This is a genomic window from Pseudomonas sp. GW823-FHT02F05 (assembly GCF_058797315.1).
In genome coordinates, this window is sequence record NZ_JBXAJM010000003.1 from 90,630 (window position 1) to 111,763 (window position 21,134).

At 59.6% G+C, this 21,134-nt stretch carries 26 protein-coding genes and 1 pseudogene; 25 read left to right on the forward strand and 2 right to left on the reverse strand.

All coding sequences use genetic code 11. The features are described from left to right. Nucleotides 1-94 precede the first annotated feature (94 nt). The gene (locus AC1RAC_RS05450) at nucleotides 95-1,144 is read right to left on the reverse strand and encodes a phage portal protein (RefSeq protein ID WP_492616344.1); all 1,050 of its coding nucleotides are present in this window, start codon (nucleotides 1,142-1,144) and stop codon (nucleotides 95-97) included. Continuing rightward, nucleotides 1,144-2,901 (reverse strand): terminase ATPase subunit family protein, encoded by a 1,758-nt coding sequence (locus AC1RAC_RS05455; protein WP_492616345.1) that lies wholly within the window; start codon nucleotides 2,899-2,901, stop codon nucleotides 1,144-1,146. Before AC1RAC_RS05455 ends, AC1RAC_RS05450 begins: the two co-directional genes overlap by 1 nt. Before the next feature lie 155 nt (nucleotides 2,902-3,056). Between AC1RAC_RS05455 and AC1RAC_RS05460 the strand changes: the two genes are divergently transcribed. The 25 genes and pseudogenes from AC1RAC_RS05460 to AC1RAC_RS05580 all read left to right on the forward strand — a co-directional run bounded on the left by AC1RAC_RS05460 (nucleotide 3,057) and on the right by AC1RAC_RS05580 (nucleotide 21,133). Continuing rightward, entirely contained in the window at nucleotides 3,057-3,887 is an 831-nt protein-coding gene (locus tag AC1RAC_RS05460) for a GPO family capsid scaffolding protein (protein ID WP_305415323.1), read from the forward strand. Between the two features lie 40 nt (nucleotides 3,888-3,927). Then, a complete protein-coding gene (locus AC1RAC_RS05465; protein WP_014717571.1) occupies nucleotides 3,928-4,950 on the forward strand; it encodes a phage major capsid protein, P2 family in 1,023 nt (340 codons plus the stop codon). A gap of 4 nt (nucleotides 4,951-4,954) precedes the next feature. Continuing rightward, complete coding sequence (locus tag AC1RAC_RS05470; RefSeq protein WP_492616346.1) at nucleotides 4,955-5,656, forward strand: phage terminase small subunit; 702 nt, start codon at nucleotides 4,955-4,957, stop codon at nucleotides 5,654-5,656. A gap of 102 nt (nucleotides 5,657-5,758) precedes the next feature. Continuing rightward, entirely contained in the window at nucleotides 5,759-6,220 is a 462-nt protein-coding gene (locus AC1RAC_RS05475) for a head completion/stabilization protein (protein ID WP_492616347.1), read from the forward strand. Beyond that, nucleotides 6,220-6,432, forward strand: a complete 213-nt coding sequence (locus AC1RAC_RS05480) for a tail protein X (RefSeq protein ID WP_458371392.1) — start codon at nucleotides 6,220-6,222, stop codon at nucleotides 6,430-6,432. Before AC1RAC_RS05475 ends, AC1RAC_RS05480 begins: the two co-directional genes overlap by 1 nt. A gap of 27 nt (nucleotides 6,433-6,459) precedes the next feature. Further along, nucleotides 6,460-6,813 (forward strand): putative holin, encoded by a 354-nt coding sequence (locus AC1RAC_RS05485; protein ID WP_014717568.1) that lies wholly within the window; start codon nucleotides 6,460-6,462, stop codon nucleotides 6,811-6,813. A 1-nt stretch (nucleotide 6,814) separates the two neighbouring features. Further along, entirely contained in the window at nucleotides 6,815-7,093 is a 279-nt protein-coding gene (locus AC1RAC_RS05490; protein WP_492616348.1) for a phage holin family protein, read from the forward strand. Further along, entirely contained in the window at nucleotides 7,090-7,935 is an 846-nt protein-coding gene (locus AC1RAC_RS05495; protein ID WP_492616349.1) for an N-acetylmuramidase domain-containing protein, read from the forward strand. The genes AC1RAC_RS05490 and AC1RAC_RS05495 overlap by 4 nt, the downstream gene beginning before the upstream one ends. Next, nucleotides 7,932-8,135, forward strand: a complete 204-nt coding sequence (locus tag AC1RAC_RS05500; RefSeq protein WP_492616350.1) for a hypothetical protein — start codon at nucleotides 7,932-7,934, stop codon at nucleotides 8,133-8,135. The genes AC1RAC_RS05495 and AC1RAC_RS05500 overlap by 4 nt, the downstream gene beginning before the upstream one ends. Beyond that, a complete protein-coding gene (lysB, locus tag AC1RAC_RS05505; protein WP_492616351.1) occupies nucleotides 8,132-8,575 on the forward strand; it encodes an Rz-like lysis system protein LysB in 444 nt (147 codons plus the stop codon). Before AC1RAC_RS05500 ends, lysB begins: the two co-directional genes overlap by 4 nt. Next, a pseudogene (gene lysC / locus AC1RAC_RS05510) lies at nucleotides 8,490-8,675 on the forward strand (Rz1-like lysis system protein LysC); the annotation flags it as partial. The gene lysB and the pseudogene lysC, both read left to right, overlap by 86 nt. Beyond that, on the forward strand, nucleotides 8,672-9,154 hold the full coding sequence (locus AC1RAC_RS05515) for a phage tail protein (protein ID WP_492616352.1): 483 nt from the start codon (nucleotides 8,672-8,674) through the stop codon (nucleotides 9,152-9,154). The pseudogene lysC and the gene AC1RAC_RS05515, both read left to right, overlap by 4 nt. Then, nucleotides 9,144-9,602 (forward strand): phage virion morphogenesis protein, encoded by a 459-nt coding sequence (locus tag AC1RAC_RS05520; RefSeq protein ID WP_492616353.1) that lies wholly within the window; start codon nucleotides 9,144-9,146, stop codon nucleotides 9,600-9,602. The genes AC1RAC_RS05515 and AC1RAC_RS05520 overlap by 11 nt, the downstream gene beginning before the upstream one ends. 47 nt (nucleotides 9,603-9,649) lie before the next feature. Next, the gene (locus AC1RAC_RS05525) at nucleotides 9,650-10,204 is read left to right on the forward strand and encodes a hypothetical protein (protein ID WP_492616354.1); all 555 of its coding nucleotides are present in this window, start codon (nucleotides 9,650-9,652) and stop codon (nucleotides 10,202-10,204) included. 81 nt (nucleotides 10,205-10,285) lie between these two features. After that, nucleotides 10,286-10,864 carry a phage baseplate assembly protein V gene (locus AC1RAC_RS05530; protein ID WP_492616355.1) on the forward strand — a complete coding sequence of 193 codons (579 nt, stop codon included), beginning with the start codon at nucleotides 10,286-10,288 and terminating at the stop codon, nucleotides 10,862-10,864. After that, the gene (locus AC1RAC_RS05535) at nucleotides 10,861-11,205 is read left to right on the forward strand and encodes a GPW/gp25 family protein (protein ID WP_014717558.1); all 345 of its coding nucleotides are present in this window, start codon (nucleotides 10,861-10,863) and stop codon (nucleotides 11,203-11,205) included. The genes AC1RAC_RS05530 and AC1RAC_RS05535 overlap by 4 nt, the downstream gene beginning before the upstream one ends. After that, nucleotides 11,202-12,113 carry a baseplate assembly protein gene (locus AC1RAC_RS05540; protein WP_492616356.1) on the forward strand — a complete coding sequence of 304 codons (912 nt, stop codon included), beginning with the start codon at nucleotides 11,202-11,204 and terminating at the stop codon, nucleotides 12,111-12,113. The genes AC1RAC_RS05535 and AC1RAC_RS05540 overlap by 4 nt, the downstream gene beginning before the upstream one ends. Further along, nucleotides 12,113-12,814 carry a phage tail protein I gene (locus AC1RAC_RS05545; protein WP_492616357.1) on the forward strand — a complete coding sequence of 234 codons (702 nt, stop codon included), beginning with the start codon at nucleotides 12,113-12,115 and terminating at the stop codon, nucleotides 12,812-12,814. Before AC1RAC_RS05540 ends, AC1RAC_RS05545 begins: the two co-directional genes overlap by 1 nt. Beyond that, a complete protein-coding gene (locus AC1RAC_RS05550; protein ID WP_492616358.1) occupies nucleotides 12,811-14,697 on the forward strand; it encodes a phage tail protein in 1,887 nt (628 codons plus the stop codon). The genes AC1RAC_RS05545 and AC1RAC_RS05550 overlap by 4 nt, the downstream gene beginning before the upstream one ends. 10 nt (nucleotides 14,698-14,707) lie before the next feature. After that, nucleotides 14,708-15,097 carry a phage tail assembly chaperone gene (locus tag AC1RAC_RS05555; RefSeq protein WP_492616359.1) on the forward strand — a complete coding sequence of 130 codons (390 nt, stop codon included), beginning with the start codon at nucleotides 14,708-14,710 and terminating at the stop codon, nucleotides 15,095-15,097. A 104-nt stretch (nucleotides 15,098-15,201) separates the two neighbouring features. Continuing rightward, nucleotides 15,202-16,371, forward strand: coding sequence for a phage tail sheath protein (locus AC1RAC_RS05560; RefSeq protein ID WP_492616360.1), 1,170 nt, complete (start codon nucleotides 15,202-15,204; stop codon nucleotides 16,369-16,371). A gap of 57 nt (nucleotides 16,372-16,428) precedes the next feature. After that, complete coding sequence (locus AC1RAC_RS05565) at nucleotides 16,429-16,944, forward strand: phage major tail tube protein (protein ID WP_492616361.1); 516 nt, start codon at nucleotides 16,429-16,431, stop codon at nucleotides 16,942-16,944. Between the two features lie 49 nt (nucleotides 16,945-16,993). Then, nucleotides 16,994-17,329: a phage tail assembly protein gene (locus AC1RAC_RS05570; protein ID WP_019818211.1), complete on the forward strand. Its 336-nt coding sequence runs from the start codon at nucleotides 16,994-16,996 to the stop codon at nucleotides 17,327-17,329. An 8-nt stretch (nucleotides 17,330-17,337) separates the two neighbouring features. Beyond that, entirely contained in the window at nucleotides 17,338-17,457 is a 120-nt protein-coding gene (locus AC1RAC_RS05575; RefSeq protein ID WP_014717550.1) for a GpE family phage tail protein, read from the forward strand. Next, nucleotides 17,447-21,133 carry a phage tail tape measure protein gene (locus tag AC1RAC_RS05580; RefSeq protein WP_492616362.1) on the forward strand — a complete coding sequence of 1,229 codons (3,687 nt, stop codon included), beginning with the start codon at nucleotides 17,447-17,449 and terminating at the stop codon, nucleotides 21,131-21,133. Before AC1RAC_RS05575 ends, AC1RAC_RS05580 begins: the two co-directional genes overlap by 11 nt. Nucleotide 21,134 lies beyond the last annotated feature (1 nt).

Genomic DNA, 21,134 nt, shown 5'->3' on the forward strand with positions numbered 1-21,134 from the left:
GGCCTTGGTTGGAGCACTCGGCACGTTCGAGTGATTCAGCGTCGAGCGGGTGTTAGCGCACCGGCTCGTCGCCTCGTTTACTGCGCAGGGGGTTTTATGCCCCTACGGGAATTTCGTATGGCTTGAAGCGCACGACCTCCTCCCCGAGCCATTCATTCACTTGCGCCATGCGCGCCTGAATGGGCTCCAGTTCATTGGCCGCATAAATCTGCGCCGCCTCCCTGATCGATCCAAACCCACCCGCGTTTTGCGGCACGATGCCCATCAGCTGCGGCGGAATACGCAAGCTGGCAAGCACGTCGTCGCGAGTCTGATTTTTGATCGAGTTGAATTCGTCCTTGGCCGTCACTTCGCTGACAGGGATGATCTGCAGACCGTCTTTTTTTCCGTTCGGCGAGTAAACGAACAGGTTGCGGAAGTTGCCAGGCCCCTTGGAGTCCTTCAGCGCTTTGCGTAGCGAGTCGACGTCCGATTCGTTCTGCGCAGCGTCGGTCATGTAGAGGATGAAACCGGCATGACTGCCGTTTTCGTAGTACTTGCGACGAAAAAGCGTGGCCGACTCATTCAGCAGTGCCGACTGCAGCGCGCTGATCCATTCGGGCAGGCCGTACACCTCTTGGTGCAGATCCGCCTCCCGCAGATGGAAAACAGTGCCCGGTTCAAATTCGTGCTCTTCCTTCCAGCCCTGAACCATGAACTGCCGGCCATCCTTGCCCTGGCGCATGTACTTTGCCAACGGCGGTACCAGCTCGCGCACCGGGCCGAGCATCGAACGTCGTCCTTCCAGATAACCGTTGCCCAGGCAAAGGAAATCCAGCGCGAACTGTTCGAACGCGGCGCGCGACAGCAGCCGGTGCGGGATAAAGGTCTTACTCAGCAAATTGCGCTTGAACATCAACCCCGAGTGCAGATGCACGCTGGAACCCACCGACCGTGCCAGGCCATCCAGAGATAGCGGCGGCTCGTACCAACGGCCGTTAAACCAGCACTCCAGATAATCGAACACCTCCCGCCCGCTCAGCACCGGTGACGGATCGCCGAAGCTGAATGCCTCCATCTTGCTGTCACTACGCGGGATAAACTCCTGCGTTACTACGTCGGGAGCCTGGGCCAGGTGCTTATTGTTTCTGCGGCGGTTCGACATCAAAAAATCTCCATCCGCCCGGTGTTGGCAGAGGTCTGCCCCTCCAGCGGTTCGTTGTGCAATGCGTGAAAGAGCGCCCACGCCAGGTCGGCGTGGCCGGTGTTGTCGTTGCGGCCGGCGGTGTACGTGAATTGGCGACCGCCTGCGGTGATGGTCTTGCGGATCGCCATCAGCGACTGCGCCATGTCAGTCCAGCCGGCGTCGAACTCCAGCCGGCCCCGGTGGATCACGTCGTAAGCCTTGAGCACCAGGCGCGTCTTGACCTCGGGCGAATAGCTGAACGTGGTGACATTGGGGAAAAATTGGCGCACCAGCTGCGCCACGCCGCTACCCAGGCCAGTGACGTCGATCCCGATGTAAGTCACCCAGTAGCGGTCGCAGACGGCTTTGATTACGCTGGCCTGCGCCGCGAAGTCCATCCCACGGAACTGGTGACGTTCCAGCACCCGGAACTTGCCGCCCGGTACCAGCGGCGGCGCAACCACCACCAGGCCGGAGCAGTCGCCAGTTTCAGCAGGGTCATAGCCCACCCACACTTGGCGATCACCGAATGGGCGCATCGCAAACGGCTTGTAGTCCTCGGCCCACTCGACCCAACTGTCGACCATGCACGGCTGCAGCACCGTCAGCGGAAAGATGCTCGCGCCGTCGTCAACGAACTCGCACATCAGCAGGTTGGCAAACGCCTCGGGACTGTACTCGCGGCGCAGCTCCTCAATGTCGAACAGGTCGCAACCGCCCTGCTCGGCGTCGAGGATGGTGACGATCTGCCGCCACAACCGGTCCTCGCAGAACCGACCTTGCTGGAGCGCGCCGTGGGAAACATCGACCTTGGTGTGTTGCGCCGCTGGTTTGCCTTTGTTGAAGCGTTCGCCAGTCCAGAACGTATAGGCTTCGTGGGCCATGGTCGACGGCGTCGAGAAGTAGGTTTTGCGCCACTTCTTGTGCATGGACATGCCGGAGGCGACCTTGTTCAGTTCCTCAAACTTGAACGTCCAGAAGAACTCATCGAAGTAGAAATTACCGTGGTAGCCCTGGGCCGTGCGTGCGTTGGTACCGAGAAAAAACAGTTCGGCGCCATTCGGCAAAACGATAGGGTCACCGGTCAGTTCAACGCCGATGACTTCGCGGGCAAATGCTTGGATGTACCCACGAAACAGGTACGCCTGGTTTTTCGAAGCCGACAGGAAAATCTGGTTACGCCCGGTCTCCAGCGCATCAATGAACGCCTCGCGGGCAAAGTAGTAAGTGGCGCCGATCTGCCGGCTTTTGAGGATGACGCGTGTGCGCTGGTTGCCCGCCCGGTGCCAGTCTTTCTGGTAGTCGAAACACCCGTCGATGAACGCTTCACGCAGCAGCTCGATCTGGTCTTCACTGATGTCGTTTTTCGGCGTCTTTTTCTTCGGTCCTTCGTTACGCTTGGCGAGGTTGGGATTGAGTTCGGTTTCAGTACCGCCGCCCTGGAAACGCTGAATGCGTGCCTGGCGCTCAAGCTGGCGGTGCAGCAGATCAATTTCCTTGAAATCGCCGCCGCTCTTGCCTTCCTTGAGGATCAGTTGTACCAAACGTGCTTCCAGCGCACCGCCGATCCGCTCGACGTTGTCGGCCCGGTCCCACTCGTCGCGGGCCTTCCAGCTATGTAGCGTTTTTTCCTTTTCGCCCGTAGCCTCGGCAATCTCGCAGATACGCCAACCCATCCAATAGAGGAACTTGGATTGGCGTCTGGGATCGATGGGGAGCAGTTCGGTCGTAGTCATGGCCGCGATGCTGCCGCTCTGGCCTGCGACTCAGTAGCGCCGCCCCTTGTAGCCCCGCCCTCTACAATCTCGTCCCGTTGCCGCAACTCGCGCGCGTCACGACCATGCCCCTCATTGCAACGCACTTAGCGCCCAACGCATTGAGGATTCCCGGCATGAAGAAATTTCGCAGCAATTGGTTCCGCGTCGCCGTCGAGGGCGCTACCTCGGACAAGCGCACCATCAAACGTAGTTGGCTGGAACAAGCAGCAAAGAACTTCAATCCGTCCACCTACGGCGCCCGCATCTGGCTGGAGCACTTCCGCAGCCTGCTGCCCGACAGTCCCTTCAAAGCCTACGGCGACGTGCTCGCGGTCAAGACAGAGGAAGTGGAAATCAACGGCCAGAAGAAGCTGGCCCTGTTTGCCCAGGTCGAGCCCACGCCCGATCTGATCGCCATGAATAAGGCCAAGCAGAAGATTTACACCTCAATCGAAATCGACGACAGCTTCTCGGACACTGGCGAGGCCTACATCGTTGGCCTGGCGGTGACCGATTCCCCGGCCAGCCTGGGCACCGACGTACTGTCTTTCTCCGCGCAGAAGCCAGAATCCAGCCCATTCAAAGACCGCCATTACTCGGCGACGTCGATGTTCACCGAGGCAGTGGAAACCGAGCTGCAGTTTGAAGAAGTCGAAGACAAGCCCGGCCTCGGCGCCCAGCTTTTCAGCAAGGTGCAGGCGCTGTTGGGCGGCAAACAGGCGAAGGACGATGCCGAGTTTGCCCAGATCGGCCAGGCCGTCGAAGCGATTGCCGACCACGTCAAAGACCTGCCGGATCAACTCGCCGCCGAGAAGAAATTCTCCAGCGAACTGAACACCAAGGTCGAGCAGCTCAGCAAAGACCTGGTCGAGCTGAAAACTACCCTCGGCAACACGCAAGACCACTCCCAAACTCAGCGCCCACCGGTAACCGGCGGCGGCAAACAAGCCCTGGCTGAATTCTGACCTGCGGCCTCAACCGCCCAGCCCAATATCGGAGACACCCATGCGTAACGACACTCGAAAACTCTTCACTGGCTACCTCGCCCAGGTGGCACAGATCAACGGCGTAGAATCGGCCACCGCCACGTTCAGCGTGGACCCGACAATCCAGCAGCGCCTGGAAACCAAGATTCAGGAATCGAGCGAGTTCCTGACCAAAGTCAACGTCATCGGCGTCGACGAGCAGGAAGGCGAAAAGGTCGGCTTAGGCGTCGGCGGCACCGTTGCCAGCCGCACCAACACCAAGGTCAAGAAGCGTGAGCCAAGCAGCATTGGCACCCTGTCCAGCGACAAGTACCGAGCTGAGCAGACCGACTTTGACACCTACGTCAGTTACAAGCAGCTCGACGCCTGGGCGAAGTTCCCGGACTTCCAGACTCGCCTAGCCAGCGCAATTGCCCAACGTCAGGCGCTCGACCGTATCCAAATCGGTTTCTACGGTACTTCGGCGGCCGAACAAACAGACCGCACCGCGCACCCGTTGCTGGAAGACGTCAATATCGGTTGGCTCCAGCAATACCGCACTCACGCGCCTGACCGCGTGCTGAAAGAAGGCGCCGTCGCCGGCAAGATCACCATCGGTAAAACCGGCGACTTCAAAAACATTGACGCCCTGGTCTATGACGCCATTCAGTTGCTCGACCCTTGGTACCGCCGTAACCCTGGTTTGGTGGTACTGACAGGCCGAGAGTTGGTGCACGACAAGTTCCTGGCCCTGGTCAACAAGGACCAAGACGCTACCAATACCCTGGCGAGCGACCTGATCATCTCGCAGCGCCGCGTCGGTGGCCTACCGCTGTACGAAGTGCCGTATATCCCTGAAGGCACCATCCTCATCACCACGTTCGCCAACCTGTCGGTGTACTGGCAGATCGGTGGGCGCCGCCGCTACCTCAAGGAAGAGCCGGAGTGGAACCGCGTCAGCAACTTCGAATCGTCGAACGAAGCTTACGTGGTTGAAGAATATGGTCTGGGCTGCCTGCTGGAAAACATCACCCCAGTCGAAGAAGCCGGCAGCGAGGGTTAACCCCATGGCACTCAGCATCGCCCAAGCCCACCAGCGCCGCGCACGCGCGGCCATGGAGGCGGCAAAAACAGCACCGCAGCAATCCATGGCCGGTGCCACAGCCTACGAGCATCAGTTGAATCAGTTGCTGCAAGACCGCTTGCGCTTGAAGGCCATCCAGTCCAACGAAGGCAAGGCTGCGCTCAAGCTGCAGCTGCTGCCTGAGTACATCCCTTATGTCGAGGGCGTGCTCCAAGCTGGCAATGGTGCTCAGGACGACGTTATGACCACTGTGATGGTTTGGCGCGTCGATGTTGAGGACTACAGCGGCGCGCTGGACATCGCCGACTACGTCCTCAAGCACAAGCTGATCATGCCGGACCGCTTCGAACGCACTACCGGTTGCCTGGTGGCGGAGGAAATCGCCACCGCCGCGCTGAAAGCGCAGAAGGCCAACGGCAGTTTCGACTTAGCGATCCTGCACCGCACAGTTGAACTGACCGAAGCCGAGGACATGCCCGACCAAGCCCGCGCCAAGCTGTTCCTGGCAACTGGCCGCGCCACCTTGCACGGCATCAGCGCCGAAGAGCCTGGTCAGCCTGGACAGATTCAGGCCGGTATAGACCTGCTCAAACGCGCCATCGAGCTACACGACGGCTGCGGCGGCAAAAAAGATTTGGACGGCGCCGAACGCCTCCTGAAAAAACATGCTGCCCCCAGCAGCTAACCGAGCGTCCCCACGCACCCCGCCGGCTCGGGGCGGATCGGCCAGGCCACTCCTCCTGAACGTGAAGCCCCGACCACCGGCGATCTATTTTCGAGTGCAGTCATGAGCGCATTTGTAGCCAGCGGCCCAGTTATCGGTGGGCATATCAACACCGACCCGTTCTGGCCGTCGATTGACCTGGACAACCTGCGCGCCACCCTGCGCATCGACGCCAGCGTCACCCCGGCCCGCTTGGAAACCGCCGTGATCGCTGCCGCCATCGACCTCAATCGCGAGTTAAGTGACTGGCGAGCGGCTCAGCAAGCCGCTGGTTACGCCACGCTGGCAGACGTCCCTGGTGATCGCATCAAAGACGTATCGGTAAAGGCTCATCTCTACCGTCGTGCCATCGAAGCCGCTACCGGGGCCGAAGTGTGCGAGCGGTACCGCGACTACAGCGCTACCAACACCGGGAACAATAAAGCCGAGGAAACCGCCCCAACCATCGACGACTACCGCCGCGACCTGCGTTGGGCCGTTCGTGATTTTCTCGGAAAAAACCGCACCACCGTGGAGCTGATCTGATGCCCGTCACCATCCGCGCCAATCAAAACGAGACGGTCGACGCTCTGTGCTGGCGGTATTACGGCCGAACCGCGGGCGTTACCGAAGCGGTACTGCAGGCGAACCCCGGCTTGGCTGACAACGGCCCCGTCTTGCCGCATGGCCTCCCCGTCAACATGCCCGAAGCCCAAACCAGCGCGCCCCAGCGGCAGATGGTGAACCTATGGGACTGATCCCCTGCAACCAAGGAAACCCACACCATGGCTGATCCGACTTCCAGCGCCGTGACCGGCCTGCTTATGGGCCTGGGCCTGGCAACTGTGACGCCGATTATCGACGGCGAGGCGCTCTTCGGGGCAATCCTCGGCGCGTGGCTGGTGACCAGCACCAAGCACGACCTCAAGGTCTGGCAGCGGTTGGGCTCGCTGTTTCTGTCGGCCGGCGTGGGATATCTGTTCGCGCCGATGGCCTTGCAGGCTATCCCGTTCATCACCAGCGGCGGCGGTGCATTCCTCTGCGCCCTGGTGGTCATCCCGATCAGCATCAAGCTGATGGTGTGGGTGGAAAAAGCGGACATCTGGGACATCTGGCGTCGCATCCGAGGGGGCAGCTGACATGCCAAACATCGAACTGGCCGTGCAACTGATCACGGCAATCGCCTACTTGCTGAGCGCCTTCCGTTTGGCCTGCTACACCCGAGGTGCATCCCGGTACCGGCGCACCATCTCACTACTCGCCAGCCTGTTCGGCTCCGCGCTGTGCATCTGCGGTCTGGAAATACTGCTGTATCGCCAGCCCACCAGCCTCTGGCAAGCCGTCTCCATCGTATTGCTCTGCACCCTGATTTTCCGTTCACGCGGCAACGTCGCCGCCCTGTTGAGGCCCAGCGCATGACCACCACCCTTCGCCACGGCGACCGCTCGCAGGCGGTGCTTATCCTGCAAAAGAATCTCAACAGGCACGGCGCCAAACTGGAACCTGACGGCCACTACGGTGACGCTACAGAGACGGCCGTTCGTGCGTACCAGGTGAAAGTTGGACTGGTAGCCGATGGCCTTGCCGGAACCAAGACCCAGGCCAGCTTGGCGGGCGGCGACTGTGCCCAGCTGCTTCGCAATAACGATCTCGTGGCCGCTGCCGAACGCCTAGACGTGCCGCTAGCGAGCATCTACGCGGTCAACGAAGTTGAGTCGAAGGGCAAAGGCTTCCTCGACAACGGCAAGCCGGTGATCCTTTTCGAACGGCACATCATGTACCGCCAGCTCGCCAAGGTTCGCCACGCAGACGATGACCCGGCTGAGGCCAAGCGTCACGCCGATGAACTGGCAGCAACAAACCCTGCCCTGGTCAATCCGAAGGCGGGTGGCTATATCGGTGGTACCGCTGAGCATCAGCGCCTCGCCACGGCTCGCATGATCGATGACACGGCTGCACTTGAGTCGGCTTCTTGGGGCGCCTTCCAGATCATGGGCTTTCACTGGCAGCGCCTCGGCTACGCCAGCGTGCAGGACTTCGTGGCGGCAATGAGTGCCGGCGAATCCCAGCAGTTCGACGCCTTCACCCGCTTCATCGAAACCGACCCAGCGCTACACAAGGCCCTGAAAGCCCGCAAATGGGCCGAGTTTGCCCGGCTCTACAACGGTCCGGACTACCTGCGAAATCTTTATGACACCAAGCTCCAGCGCGCCTATGAACGGCACGCTGGCTGTGAATGCGGACAGGGGGTGGCGGCATGATCGACTTCGAAGCGGTGAAAAAACTGCGAGTACGGGACGGGGACCTTCTAGTGGTGCCAGATTCGACCGACCAAGCAGACATGGAACGGCTGGGCGAGTGCATCCGGTTGATGAACAACGCCAGAGCCGTAATTGTGCGCGGGCCGCTCAAGCTTCTTGACGACGCCACCATGAACAAACTCGGCTGGTACCGCGCGTGAGCACCCTGCGCCAGGCCCTGTACGGCATTGCCCTGCTCGGTGCCCTGGCGCTGCTGATCTGGGGCCAGCAACAGCGCATTAACACCGCCGAAACGCAAACTAACCTGGCAAAGAGTGCGGCCAAGATGGCCCGCGAAGACGCCAACCGCAATCTGGCGACCGCCAACACTCTCACCGCCAGCCTGAAGCAAGAACGCGAAAACCAGTCAGCTTTGCGCGCCCAGCAGGATCAACTGCGGCAGGCCCTGGCACAGCGCGCGCGAACAATAGAGGTACTGAAACGTGAAAACGACGAACTACGCGACTGGGCTGCTCAGCCTTTGCCTGATGTTGCTCGCCGGCTGCGTAACCGCCCCGCCCTCACCGGCGCCGCAGCTTACCGTGACTGGTTGTCCGGCCGTGGTGCCGTGCCAGCTGCCAGCGACAAACCCAGCCAATAACGGCGACCTACTCACCGACGAAGACCGCGCCGAAGCCGCTTGGGCCGATTGCGCCGCCCAGGTCGACATGGTCTATAAACATCAGCAGGCCCACCGATGAACAAGCCCGAGAGTCTGCGCGCTCACCTGTTGGCCACCGTCGCCGAGTTACAGCACAACCCCGACCGGGTGCTCATCTTCATCGACAACGGCAAGGTCCGCTGCACCGCTGCGGCGACCCTTTCTTTTGAGTACAGCTACGATCTGCAGATCATCATGACCGCCTTCGCGGGGCACCCTGACAGCGTAATGCTGCCCGTGCTGGGATGGATCAGCATCAACCAACCGGAGCTGCTCGAGAACTACGAAAAAATGCAGACCGGCATTCAGTTCGAAGCCGACATTCTCGATAAAGACAAGGTAGACCTCGGCCTAACATTGCGCCTGACAGAGCGAGTGGTGGTAGGTATTGATGCTCAAGGCAATACAACCGTGAAGCATGCCGGCGAGCCGCAGCGAGTGGCCGGTTACCTCGATCCGAATTGGGTTCCAGGCTCCCAGGGCAACGCCAGCGAATGGGTAGTTCCTGATGACAAGTAAGCTGGAAGCCTTGGAGACCTGGGCGTCCGGCCTGCTGGAGCAACTCCAGCCAGCCGCCCGTAATCAACTTGCCCGCTCCATCGGCCAGGAACTGCGGCGCAGCCAACAGAAGCGTGTGCAGACGCAGCAAAACCCGGACGGCAGCATGTTCGCACCCCGGAAAAAAAGGGACTTGCGCGGTAAGCAAGGCCGTATCCGGCGCAAGGTTGAGATGTTCAAAAAGCTGCGTACCGCGACCTACCTGAAAGCCCGAGGCGACAGCAACGCCGTGACCGTGGGTTTCACTGGGCGGATCTCCCGCATCGCCAGGGTTCACCAATTCGGACTGAAGGATCGTGCGCAATCGAGCGCACCTGAGGTGCGTTATGAACAGCGCGAGCTACTTGGTTTTACGGAAGACGACCTTGCAATCATACGAGATGGGCTTTTATCGCACATTTCTAATTAACCAAGTCAATGTTAATCTTCTGCCCCCACTAAAAGACGCACGCCTGAATGAAAAACATAAAACTAATTGCAAAGCTAGGTCTAGTAGCGATTGTAGCAGCAGCTTTTTTCATGTTAGCCATCACCTCGTGGATTATCGATGCAACCTCGCCTGAAATGGGTATATATACAGGCGCAATAAGTGGTTTCACCCTATTAATAATACTTCTTGAGATCCGGCAAATACGATTTTTGAAAGGAATGGTCTTAATCGGATATGGGGTTATCTTTCAAGCTGTTTTCTCGAGGTATTATTACTTTTGCATCGGGCGTGACAATCCAAATTTTGAAAGCCTATCGATGCAATTAGATTTGTATATGCAGGTATTGCTATTTGCTTGCGCTGGCGCAGGGGGAAGTATCATTGCAAATCATGCAGACAAAAGTTCAAGTGACTACGAACACAAGTTTCCAAGCAACGAAGTTATCGACAATACGAAGCGAATAGACAGCCTCATTGTCTGTGTAAACAGAACTGAGAAAAAGCTGAATCATTCCATAGCACTTTCATTAGCTTTAACCGTGACCACTTTAATAATCGTCATCTTCATGCTTTTCAGATAAAACCGGCCTTCGGTTTGTAGATACTCTTCCTACAAGCAGTCGAAGCTGCACCTGCACGCGCGTGGCGCCACCATCGGCGCCATGAACGACTTAGCCGCCCTCGCCCGCCTGCTCGAAAACCTCATCCGCTTCGGCGTCATCGCCGCCGTGCAGATGGAGCCCCCGCGCGTGCAAGTAACAACCGGAAAGCTGACCACGGCCTGGCTGCCCTGGCTCGCATTGCGCGCCGGAGCCGACCGCGATTGGGACCCGCCCACTGCCGGCGAACAGGTGATCCTGCTCAGCCCATCGGGCCAGCTCGCCAACGGCATCGTCGTGACAGGCGTGTTCAGCGACCACATCCCGGCCAACGGCAACCGCGCCGGCCTGCACCGCCGCACCTACGCCGACGGCACGGTGATCGAGTACGACAGCGTCGCCCACCACCTCAACGCCACACTGGTCGACGGTGGCACCACCAATCTGATCAGCAAGGGCGGCATCAACCTGGTCGGTGACATCACGCACAAAGGCGACTACATCCAAACCGGCAATCAGACCGTCACCGGCCAGGTTCAGGTCTCTATTGACGTGATCGCAGCCGGCGTCAGCTTGGTCAAACACTCGCACACCGGCGTCAAGGCCGGCGGCGACCAATCCGGGGCGCCCATCCCATCATGAACCGACATACCGGCGGCGCCATCAGCGAGCGCGAGCACATCAGTCAGGCGATCACCGACATTCTGACCACCCGCATTGGCACGCGTGTAATGCGCCGCGAATACGGCAGCTTGGTGCCCGAGCTGGTGGATCACCCCTTCAACGACGTCAACCGTCTGCGCGTTTACGCCGCCACGGTCATGGCCCTTATGCGCTGGGAAACCCGCATCAGCTTGAGCCGCGTGCAGTTCGCGGGAGCGAACATGCAGGGCCAAGCCTCGATCGATCTGGAGGGCACTGTGGTGGACACCAATGAGCCGCTGAGCCTCAGTGTGCCGTTGCAGCTGGGGGGCAGTGTATGAACAGCTTCGCCGCTATCGACCTCAGCCAACTGCCGCCGCCACAGATCGTCGAGCAGATCGACTTCGAACAGATCCTTGCCGAGCGCAAGGCGTACATGATCAGCCTATGGCCGGTCGACGAGCAGCCCCAAATCGCGGCCCGCCTGGAGATAGAGTCAGAGCCACTGACCAAGCTGCTGCAGGAAAACACTTACCGCGAGACCGTGTGGCGCCAGCGGGTCAACGAAGCGTCGCTTGCCAACCTGCTCGCCACGGCGCGTGGGACTGACCTGGAACAGTTGGCTGCAAACTTCAACGTCAAACGCCTGGTGATCCAGCAAGGCAACGCGAACGCAGTTCCGCCAGTGCCTAAGTTGATGGAGAGCGACGACAGCCTGCGCGAGCGTGCGCAAATGGCCTGGGAAGGTTTGAGCACCGCCGGCCCGCGCAACAGCTACATCTTCCACGCCCGGGCCGCAGATGGTCGTGTGGCCGACGCAACCGCCGAAAGCCCCTCGCCTGCCGTCGCTGTGGTCACGGTGCAATCACTGCTGGGCGATGGTACGGCTCCCCCCGAGCTGCTCGCCATCGTCAACACTTACCTGAGCGATGATGACCGCCGGCCGGTGGCCGACCGCCTCACCGTTCAAGGCGCGCAGATCCTGAATTACCAAGTCGAGGCCAAGCTCTATCTGCTGTCGAGCGGCCCGGAGTCGGAACCAATCTTGGCTGCGGCCGAACAGCGCCTGCTGGCCTACGTTCATCAACGGCGCCGCCTGGGGATGGAGGTTTCAGAATCGGCCCTGCATGCCGCGCTCCACGTCGAAGGCGTGCGCAAGGTCGAACTGGAAAGCTGGGTGGACATTGTCGCGACCAAAGCTCAAGCGCCCTATTGCACCGGCATCAAATTAAGCCGAGGCGTTGAGTGATGGGTGCGCAGCAGCTGTTACCGGGAAACGCTACCCCGCTGGAGCGTCAGGCGGCTCAGGCACTCGCGCAGATCCAGCGCGTCCCCATTCCTTTGCGACAGCTCTGCAACCCGAACACCTGCCCCGTCGACCTGTTGCCCTATCTGGCTTGGGCTTTTTCGGTTGATCGCTGGGACAGCAGGTGGACGGAAGCCGCGAAACGCGCAGCCATCCGATCATCGCATTACATCCACTCTCGCAAAGGCACCATCGGCGCGCTGCGTCGCGTGGTGGAACCGCTCGGCTACCTGATCGAGGTGCTTGAGTGGTGGCAGACAACCCCCGAAGGCGTACCCGCGACCTTCGCGTTGAAGGTCGGAGTGCTTGAAACCGGTATTACCGAAGAGATGTACCAGGAATTGACCTGGCTGATCGACGACGCCAAGCCACTCACCCGCCACTTGACCGGCCTGGCCATCAGCCTCGAAACCACCGGGGGCATCAACATTTTCGCCAGCACTTACGACGGCGACGAGATTGACGTCTATCCGCCAGTCCTTCGCGACATCGTCACCACGGGCGTTATCCGCGCACCTGGGCGCGAACACACCATCGACACACTCGATATTTATCCGCCAGTACCTGGGCCTATCAACCTGAACTGCTACATCGGCGCCGCTGGCCGGGAACACTCCATCGACACACTGGACATCTACCCATGATCGATTCCAACTCTCAGTTCTTTGCGATTCTCACCGCTGTCGGTGAAGCCAAACAGGCCAACGCGGACGCGCTGGGCATACCCTGGAAACTCACCGAAATGGGTGTGGGTGATGCAAACGACACCAACCCAATTCCAGATCGGAACCAGAAAAAGCTGATCAACGAGCGCCGCCGTCGGCAGTTGAACAAGCTGTCGATTGACCCCGCCAACGCCAATATCCTCATCGCCGAGCAGATCATCCCGGCGGACGAAGGTGGATGGTGGATTCGGGAAATCGGACTGTACGACGCTGACGGCGACCTGGTCGCCGTGGCGAACTGCGCGCCCAGCTACAAGCCACTGATGTCCCAGGGCTCCGGCCGGACCCAAGTGGTGCGGATGAACTTCATCGTGTCCAGCGCTGCAAATGTGGTGCTGCTGATCGATCCAGCGGTGGTGCTTGCCACTCGCAAGTTCGTGACGGACTCCATCACCGACGCGATCAATCAGCAGGATATGAAACAGTCAGTACTGGTAGCGACCACCGGCCCTATCGTCCTGGCTGGGGCGCAAACCATCGACGGCGTGGCAGTGCCGGTGGGCTCGCGGGTGTTGGTTAAAGACCAGGTCCAGAGCAAAGACAACGGGCTCTATCTGACCACCGCCGAAATCTGGACCCGCACTACCGATGCCGATATCGGCAGTGAGGTGACACCAGGCTTGCTGGTTCATGTTGAGCGTGGCACCGCCAACGGCGACACACTCTGGCACCTCACCACTGATGGGCCAATCATCTTGGGCACGACGGCACTGACCTTTCAGTGGGCAGGCGGGCAGAACGCGCCCACGCCAGCAGTGGATGACCGTTCTAAACGTGTTTCCAACACTGAGGCCGTGCGAGCGCAGATTGAAAGTCAAAATCAGGTGTTTCCGGCTCACGTGTATCGGAAAAACCGCCTAATCAACAGCAACTTTGACATTTGGCAGCGTGGGAAATCTGGAACGGTTGGCCGCATATCTGGAGGCCCGCAAGCGCTATTCGGGCCGGATCGCTGGTCGGTTTACAGTCCGGCGAATGCAGTTTGCACTTGGAGCCAATACCCGTTGGAACAGGGTACTGATATCAACGAGGCTAAGTTTGGACTTCGACTTTCACGGCAAGGTGAAGGCCAGGGCTGGAACCTTAGTCAACGCATCGAAAACGTTGAGACATTGGCAGGTCGGAAGGTAACGGTTTCTTTCTATATGCGCAGCACAGTGCCTCATACCTGTGGGGTGATACTGCGACAAAACTTCGGTACCGGTTCACCGGAAACCGAGATTGATGTAGGGGCTGTAGTCGAGCTGACCACCACGTTTAAAAAGTATGTCGTAACGATGGACCTGGGCGCCGTTGCGGCAAAAAAGAAAGGCAGCGGTAACGACTTTTTGGAGCTGATTTTTTCCAGTTGGGCTGGGGGTACCCACGTGACAGACGTTGCCAGTGTCCAAATTGAGGCAGGGACTGTTGCGACTGCATATGAAAAGCGCTCGGTGCATGAAGAGCTGAGGACGTGTCTGCGGTATTTCGAAAAGTCTTTTCTTCTTGATTATCCACTGAAGGCGAACAACGGCCCGCCAAGTTGCATTGCTACATTTTCACAATCGGGTCCGCCTAAACAAACACAGTCGGCTTTGCGCGTGGATTTTATTGAGGTTAAGCGCGTTACGCCTACCTTGACTCTTTATTCCCCCGGGGAGGTAAGTTCACAAGTTTGGGCGCAGTCGTTTGGAGGTCCATGCACTTCCACCAATATGCAGAGCTTGTGGAACGCCGGTTTTACCCTGTCTTGCGTGCCACCCGCCGAATCCTTACCGGGTTACACATTGCAAATCGAGTGGATAGCAGACGCGGAAATTTGAGGTGATAAAGATGGAAAAAACGACGTACAAATTTACACCCGTAGGGGTCCAACGCTTGAATGACGGTGTCTTCATTCCCCAGGACGCGGGCAATCGAGATTGGGTTTCATATCTGGAATGGGTGGACGAAGGTGGCGAAACATTACCCCAGTCCACTGCGGAAGAAATCGCCAATGATGAACGTCGCTGGCGAGATTCAGAACTCGAGCGTGTGGCCTGGCTACGAGATCGTCACCGCGACCAGATCGAGATGGGTAGCGACACCTCCCTCACTGCCGACCAATACAGCGAATTGCTCGTGTATATGCACCAGCTACGCGAATGGCCGCAATCGGACAGCTTCCCCGATGCCGGCAAGCGCCCAGTGCCGCCAGCCTGGATCAAAGACCAGGTTCAGTAAGACTCCCACTGTATACGCGGCGCCTACAAGGTGCCGCGCTCGCCCAGCCGGCGCGCGCGCGGCAACCTCTGCACTGTCATTCCATCACAGCGCAGGCACAACCCATGGCCGATTATCTCCACGGCGTGCGGGTCATCGAACTCAACGACGGCACCCGCCCCATTCGCACTATTCCCACCGCAGTTATCGGCATGGTTTGCACGGCTGAAGATGCGGACCCACTCGTTTTCCCGCTGGACACGCCCGTCCTGCTCACCAACGTGCAGACCGCCGTCGGCAAAGCGGGCGTAAAGGGCACCCTTGCCGCGAGCCTGCAAGGCATCGCCGACCAGACCAAGCCCTACGTCATCGTGGTGCGGGTCAAGGAAGGCGCCGACGAAGCGGCCACCACCAGCGCCCTGATCGGCGGCACCACACCGACCGGTCAGTACACCGGCATGAAAGCTCTGCTCGCCGCCAAGTCCCGCGTGGGCATGACGCCGCGCATTCTCGGCGTGCCAGGCCTGGACAGTTTGCCGGTGGCCACCGCCCTTGGCGCCATTGCCAAAGACCTTCGTGCCTTTGCCTACGTCAGCGCCTGGGGCTGTAAAACTAAGGAAGAGGTGGTCGCTTACCGCGAGAACTTCGGCGCCCGCGAAATGATGGTGATCTGGCCGGAATTCCAGAACTGGGACACCGTCGCCAACAAGACCACCACCGCTTCGGCTGTGGCCCGTGCGCTTGGCCTGCGCGCCAAGATCGATCAGGAGACAGGCTGGCATAAAACCCTGTCCAACGTGGCCGTCAGTGGCGTGACCGGTATCAGCGCCGACGTATTCTGGGATCTACAGAACCCAGCCACCGACGCCAACTACCTCAACAGCAACGAAGTCACCACGCTGATCAACTCCAACGGCTTTCGCTTCTGGGGCAGCCGAACCTGCAGCGATGACCCGTTGTTCGCCTTTGAAAACTACACCCGCACCGCGCAGATCCTTGCGGACACCGTGGCCGAAGCGCACATGTGGGCAGTTGACCGCCCTATGCACGCCTCCCTGGTACGCGACCTGGTCGAAGGCGTGAGCGCCAAGATGCGCGAGATGAAATCGCAGGGCTACCTGATCGGCGGCAGCTGCTGGTACCCGGACGACATCAACACCAAAGACACTCTCAAGGCCGGCAAGCTCTGGGTTGATTACGACTACACCCCCGTGCCACCGCTTGAAGACCTCACCTTCCGCCAGCGAATCACCGACCGTTACCTGATCGACTTCGCCAAGGGCATCAACAGCTAAACCGGGCCTCCCCGAGAGGGGAGTTCACCCTGAACACGTATCCCGGAGAACACCGCCATGGCAATGCCTCGCAAGCTCAAAAACCTCAACCTGTTCAATGACGGCAACAGCTACCTCGGCTTGGTGAAGTCCCTCACCCTGCCCTCCCTCGGCCGCAAGATGGAAGCCTATCGCGGCGGCGGCATGAACGGCCCGGTCAAGGCTGACCTGGGCATGTCCGACGACGGCATCCAGTTCGAATGGAAAACCGGTGGCCTCGATCTGATCTCTCTGCGCCAGTTCGGCGCCGTCAGTGCTAACAGCGTAGCACTGCGCTTCTCTGGCCCTTACCAACAAGACGACACCAACGAAGTCAGCAACGTGGAAGTAGTCGTGCGTGGCCGCCACGAAACCATCGAGATGGGCGACGCCCAGCCCGGTGAGGACACCGAGCACTCCATGACCACCACCTGCAGCTACTACAAGCTGACCGTGGATGGCGAAGAAATCATCGAAATCGACCTGCTCAACTTTGTCGAGAAGGTCAACGGCGTGGACATGCTGGAGAAGCACCGCACCGGCATGGGCATCTGACCCGCCCGCTCAATCGAGCCTCACCCTTTAATCACTAAGAGCAACTCCCATGAAGAACGAAACCACCGAACAGCCCGACGTGCAGCAGCTGGCCGACAACAACACCGTCACCCTCGACACGCCAATCCGTCGCGGCACCACCAGCATCGACAGCATCACCCTGCGCAAGCCGAACTCCGGCGAGTTGCGCGGTGTGAGCTTGGTGGAGCTGCTGCAAATGGACGTTGGCAGTCTGATCAAGGTTCTGCCGCGCATCAGCTCGCCGAGCATCACCGCCGTGGAAGTCGCCGGCATGGACCCGGCCGATCTGCTGGCTCTGAGCAGCAAGATCTCTGGTTTTTTGTTGCAGAAGTCGGCGATGACGGATGCATCCCTCGTCGCGTAGAGGACGCCATGGCCGATCTGGCCGTGGTTTTTCACTGGGCACCGGCTGATATGGATCGGTTGGGCCTGCAAGACCTGATGGACTGGCGCGAGCGCGCCAGGGTACGGAGTTCTACCGATGGCGAATGATCTGAGACTTCAGGTGCTGCTCAGCGCTATCGACAAGGCCACCGGTCCGCTGAACAAGATCACGGGCGGCAGTAAGGAAACCGCCCAAGCCCTCAAGGCTGCCCGTGACCGCCTGAAAGAACTCAACACCCAGCAGCGCGACGTCAGCGCCTGGCGTGAACTGCAGGCCGCAACCCGCGCGACATCTGAGGCGCTCGCAGCCAACAACACCAAGGTAGGCGAACTCGCCCGCGAGACGGCCAAAGTCCGGCAGCAGCTCGCGCCAACCCAGGCGCTGTTCGACAAGTCCCGGCAGAAGGTTGACGCGCTCAAAACCAGTCAGACCGACCTCAAGCGCGAACTCACCGGGACACGCAATGCCCTGGGGTTGATGAGCGACGAACACCGCCAGTCCGCCAGCCAGATAGCCGCGCTCAATGCCGTGATGCAAAAGGGCAATGCACTGACCCGAGCGCAGCATGACGAATACACCCGCCTCACAGCCGCCCAGCGGGAGCGCAAGACCCAGCTGGATCAGCTCGCGGCCAAGGAAAAGACCCTGGCTGACCGCTTCACCCTGAACAACGCACAGTTACGCACCAGTCGTGCGGGCCATGCCGGTCTGCGCGACGAGATCCGCCGGCTGGAAACGCCGTTCAAGGACCAGCTCTCACTGCTGAAACAGCACACCGCCGAGTCGAGACGCTTGGGCGAGCAGTACGGCCAGCAGCAAGGGAAACTTGCCAGCCTGGGCGCGCAGCTCAAAACCGCCGGCACCAACACCAATGCCCTGGGCGCTTCCGAGCTGAAGCTCAAGCGAGACATGGACGGCGCCACCCAGGCCATGAAACTGCAGATGGACCGCCTGGACGCGCTGAAGCGCAAACAGGACAGTCTGGTAAAGGCGCGTGCAGCCTACGATAAAACCCAGAGCTTGGCCGGCAGTGTTGCCGTGTCTGGTGCCGCTGGGCTTGGGGTGGGGTACGCCGCCAGCCGGCCCGTGGCGTCGGCAATCAAAGCCTTCGCCCCGAATGAGGACTCTGCCACGCAGCTCAAAGTGTCGATGATGGACGACACCGGCAAGGTCTCGCTGGACTTCCAGAAGATCACAGACCTGGCGACGACGCTGGGCGACCGCCTGCCAGGTACCACGGCAGACTTTCAAAACATGATGACGATGCTCCGGCGCCAGGGCATCAGTGCACAGAGCATCCTGGGTGGAACCGGTGAAGCCGCCGCATATCTCGGTGTGCAGATGAAGATGGAAGCCACTGAAGCGGCTGAATTCGCCGCCAAAATGCAGGATGCCACCAGAACCACTGAGAAAGACATGATGGGCCTGATGGACACCATCCAGCGCGGTTTCTATGCCGGTATGGAACCGAGCAACATGATTCAGGGCTTCAGCAAAATTTCTCCTGTCATGGATGTCATCAAGAAGTCGGGGATTGATGCAGCTAAAGAACTCGCACCGCTGCTCATCATGATGGACCAGGCCAGCATGGACGGCAGCTCAGCAGGTAACGCTTTCCGTAAAATTTTCCAGGCGGGTTTGAATAAAGACAAGGTCGATAAAGCCAACAGCATCGCAGCAGGAGCGAACAAGGGCGTCTCTCTAAAATTTACGGATGACAAAGGTAACTTTGCCGGCCTGGAGAACCTGTACGCTCAAGTCGAAAAGCTGAAGGTTCTGAACGATACCGACCGTACGGCCGTCATCAGCAAGCTCTTTGGCGACGACGCTGAAACCATGACCACCTTGAACACTATGATGAACAAGGGGTTGGCTGGTTATCAGGAAATTCAAGAGAAGCTGAGAGTCCAAGCCGATCTGCGTACCCGCGTCAACGAGCAGCTCGGGACCCTCACCAACGTCATGGAGGCAGCCGAGGGTAGTTTCACGAACGCCCTTGCCGAGTTCGGAGCTGCCGTTGCTCCCGAGCTGAAGAGTCTCATCAACACCCTGGGCGAACTTGCCAATGGGGTCGGTACCTGGGCACGGGAAAATCCGAAGCTGGCTGGGGGCCTGGTGAAAGTTGTGGCGGCTGTAGCTGTTGCCGCCGTGGTGTTCGGTACGTTGGCCTTGACCATGGCAAGCATGCTCGGCCCCTTCGCGGTAGTGCGTTACGGCATGGCAGTGTTTGGCATTCGCCTGGGAGGTATCAAAGCTCAGTTGATTGGAACCCGTATCGCGGCCGCAGGCGCCGGGGTAGAGGTCGGCCGGATGGGGCGGATCTGGAAAACGGTTACGGCCAGCCGGGCTAGTAGCGGCATGATGAGGGTCATCCCTGCACTGGTCAGCTCCGCGCGGCTCGCGGCAGTCAGCGTGTTTCCAATGCTCGGCAGCGCAATCAGCGCGGTCGGTGCGGCCATCCTGGCAACTCCGGTCGGGTGGCTAATCGCCGCTGTCGCGGGCCTGGTCGCAGCCGCGTTGCTGATTTACAAGTACTGGAAGCCGATCAAAGGGTTCTTCCTCGGCTTCTGGCAAGGGCTCACTGAGGCCCTGCAGCCGGTCCTTGCCAGGTTCGGAAAGTTCGGCGGTTTGCTGGTCAGCTTGGCGAAAGCGGCCTACTCCATTCCGGTTATCGGTTTCGCACTGCGTCTGCTGGGCAGCATCGTCCGCCCGCTGTTCAACATGATCTCTTCCGGTATCAGTGGTGTGATCAGTTGGTTCAGCGACCTATTGAAGCCGGTCGAAGACGTCGGCGGTGCCGCCCAGTCGATGGGCCAGCGCTTCGGCGCGGCCATCGGCAACATGATCATGACGCTGCTGCAGAGCATCGGCTCTATCGCAACCGGCGCGGTCAACGTGTGGACCAGCATCAAAACCAGCTTTAGCCAGGGCCTCGCGGGCATCCTGCGACTGATCATCGACTTCAATCCACTGGGGATGTTCTACCAGGCCTTCGCCGGGGTGATGAGTTACTTCGGAGTGCAGCTGCCTGGGAAATTCACAGAGTTCGCCGGCATGATCATCAACGGCCTGGTGAACGGCCTGACCGCCGGCCTTGGCGCTATCAAAAGCGCCATCGGGTCAATCGCGACTGGTGTAGTCAATGTGTGGTCCACAATCAAAGCGAGCTTTGACCTGGGCTTGAAGGGCATCCTGCTATTGATCACAGGCTTCAACCCGCTCGGGCTGTTCTACCAGGCGTTCGCTGGCGTGATGAATTACTTCGGCGCGGAGCTGCCTGGAAAATTCACGGAATTTGGCGGCATGATCGTCAATGGTCTGGTGAGAGGCTTGACCGCCGGCCTCGGCGCCGTAAAGGGTGCTATCAGCTCCATCGGTGACTCCAGCATCGGTTGGTTCAAGGAAAAGCTCGGCATCCACAGTCCGTCGCGGGTGTTCGCTGAGCTGGGCGGCTTCACCATGGAAGGGCTGACGAAAGGCCTGGAGGGTGGACAGAAAGGGCCGCTCAACGCCTTGTCGAGCATGAGCAAACAACTGACCGCCGCCGGCACTCTGGCGCTAAGCGCAACAGCCATGCCGGCGTTGGCTGTCGATGATCGCCCACCGATCAGCAGCGCGGGGACATCAACGGTTTACGATAGTCACGACACCTACAAAATCACCATCGCTGCTGCGCCTGGCATGGACATGCAAGCCATGGAGAAAAGCCTGCGCGCCATGCTCAACAAGATTGAAAACGAGAAACGCGCCCGTCAGCGCAGCAAGTTATCGGACCGGGATTAAT

Excerpts from the sequence above, each read along its gene's own strand:
- AC1RAC_RS05485 (WP_014717568.1), top strand. The coding sequence starts at position 6,460 with ATGGCTGATCCGACTTCCAGCGCCGTGACCGGCCTGCTTATGGGCCTG.
- AC1RAC_RS05580 (WP_492616362.1), top strand. The coding sequence starts at position 17,447 with ATGGCGAATGATCTGAGACTTCAGGTGCTGCTCAGCGCTATCGACAAG.
- AC1RAC_RS05525 (WP_492616354.1), top strand. The coding sequence starts at position 9,650 with ATGAAAAACATAAAACTAATTGCAAAGCTAGGTCTAGTAGCGATTGTA.
- AC1RAC_RS05575 (WP_014717550.1), top strand. The coding sequence starts at position 17,338 with ATGGCCGATCTGGCCGTGGTTTTTCACTGGGCACCGGCTGATATGGAT.
- AC1RAC_RS05520 (WP_492616353.1), top strand. The coding sequence starts at position 9,144 with ATGACAAGTAAGCTGGAAGCCTTGGAGACCTGGGCGTCCGGCCTGCTG.
- AC1RAC_RS05555 (WP_492616359.1), top strand. The coding sequence starts at position 14,708 with ATGGAAAAAACGACGTACAAATTTACACCCGTAGGGGTCCAACGCTTG.
- AC1RAC_RS05495 (WP_492616349.1), top strand. The coding sequence starts at position 7,090 with ATGACCACCACCCTTCGCCACGGCGACCGCTCGCAGGCGGTGCTTATC.
- AC1RAC_RS05465 (WP_014717571.1), top strand. The coding sequence starts at position 3,928 with ATGCGTAACGACACTCGAAAACTCTTCACTGGCTACCTCGCCCAGGTG.
- AC1RAC_RS05470 (WP_492616346.1), top strand. The coding sequence starts at position 4,955 with ATGGCACTCAGCATCGCCCAAGCCCACCAGCGCCGCGCACGCGCGGCC.
- AC1RAC_RS05540 (WP_492616356.1), top strand. The coding sequence starts at position 11,202 with ATGAACAGCTTCGCCGCTATCGACCTCAGCCAACTGCCGCCGCCACAG.
- AC1RAC_RS05560 (WP_492616360.1), top strand. The coding sequence starts at position 15,202 with ATGGCCGATTATCTCCACGGCGTGCGGGTCATCGAACTCAACGACGGC.
- AC1RAC_RS05500 (WP_492616350.1), top strand. The coding sequence starts at position 7,932 with ATGATCGACTTCGAAGCGGTGAAAAAACTGCGAGTACGGGACGGGGAC.
- AC1RAC_RS05490 (WP_492616348.1), top strand. The coding sequence starts at position 6,815 with ATGCCAAACATCGAACTGGCCGTGCAACTGATCACGGCAATCGCCTAC.
- AC1RAC_RS05530 (WP_492616355.1), top strand. The coding sequence starts at position 10,286 with ATGAACGACTTAGCCGCCCTCGCCCGCCTGCTCGAAAACCTCATCCGC.
- AC1RAC_RS05545 (WP_492616357.1), top strand. The coding sequence starts at position 12,113 with ATGGGTGCGCAGCAGCTGTTACCGGGAAACGCTACCCCGCTGGAGCGT.
- AC1RAC_RS05450 (WP_492616344.1), bottom strand. The coding sequence starts at position 1,144 with ATGTCGAACCGCCGCAGAAACAATAAGCACCTGGCCCAGGCTCCCGAC.
- AC1RAC_RS05550 (WP_492616358.1), top strand. The coding sequence starts at position 12,811 with ATGATCGATTCCAACTCTCAGTTCTTTGCGATTCTCACCGCTGTCGGT.
- AC1RAC_RS05480 (WP_458371392.1), top strand. The coding sequence starts at position 6,220 with ATGCCCGTCACCATCCGCGCCAATCAAAACGAGACGGTCGACGCTCTG.
- AC1RAC_RS05455 (WP_492616345.1), bottom strand. The coding sequence starts at position 2,901 with ATGACTACGACCGAACTGCTCCCCATCGATCCCAGACGCCAATCCAAG.
- AC1RAC_RS05570 (WP_019818211.1), top strand. The coding sequence starts at position 16,994 with ATGAAGAACGAAACCACCGAACAGCCCGACGTGCAGCAGCTGGCCGAC.
- AC1RAC_RS05460 (WP_305415323.1), top strand. The coding sequence starts at position 3,057 with ATGAAGAAATTTCGCAGCAATTGGTTCCGCGTCGCCGTCGAGGGCGCT.
- AC1RAC_RS05515 (WP_492616352.1), top strand. The coding sequence starts at position 8,672 with ATGAACAAGCCCGAGAGTCTGCGCGCTCACCTGTTGGCCACCGTCGCC.
- AC1RAC_RS05535 (WP_014717558.1), top strand. The coding sequence starts at position 10,861 with ATGAACCGACATACCGGCGGCGCCATCAGCGAGCGCGAGCACATCAGT.
- AC1RAC_RS05565 (WP_492616361.1), top strand. The coding sequence starts at position 16,429 with ATGGCAATGCCTCGCAAGCTCAAAAACCTCAACCTGTTCAATGACGGC.
- AC1RAC_RS05475 (WP_492616347.1), top strand. The coding sequence starts at position 5,759 with ATGAGCGCATTTGTAGCCAGCGGCCCAGTTATCGGTGGGCATATCAAC.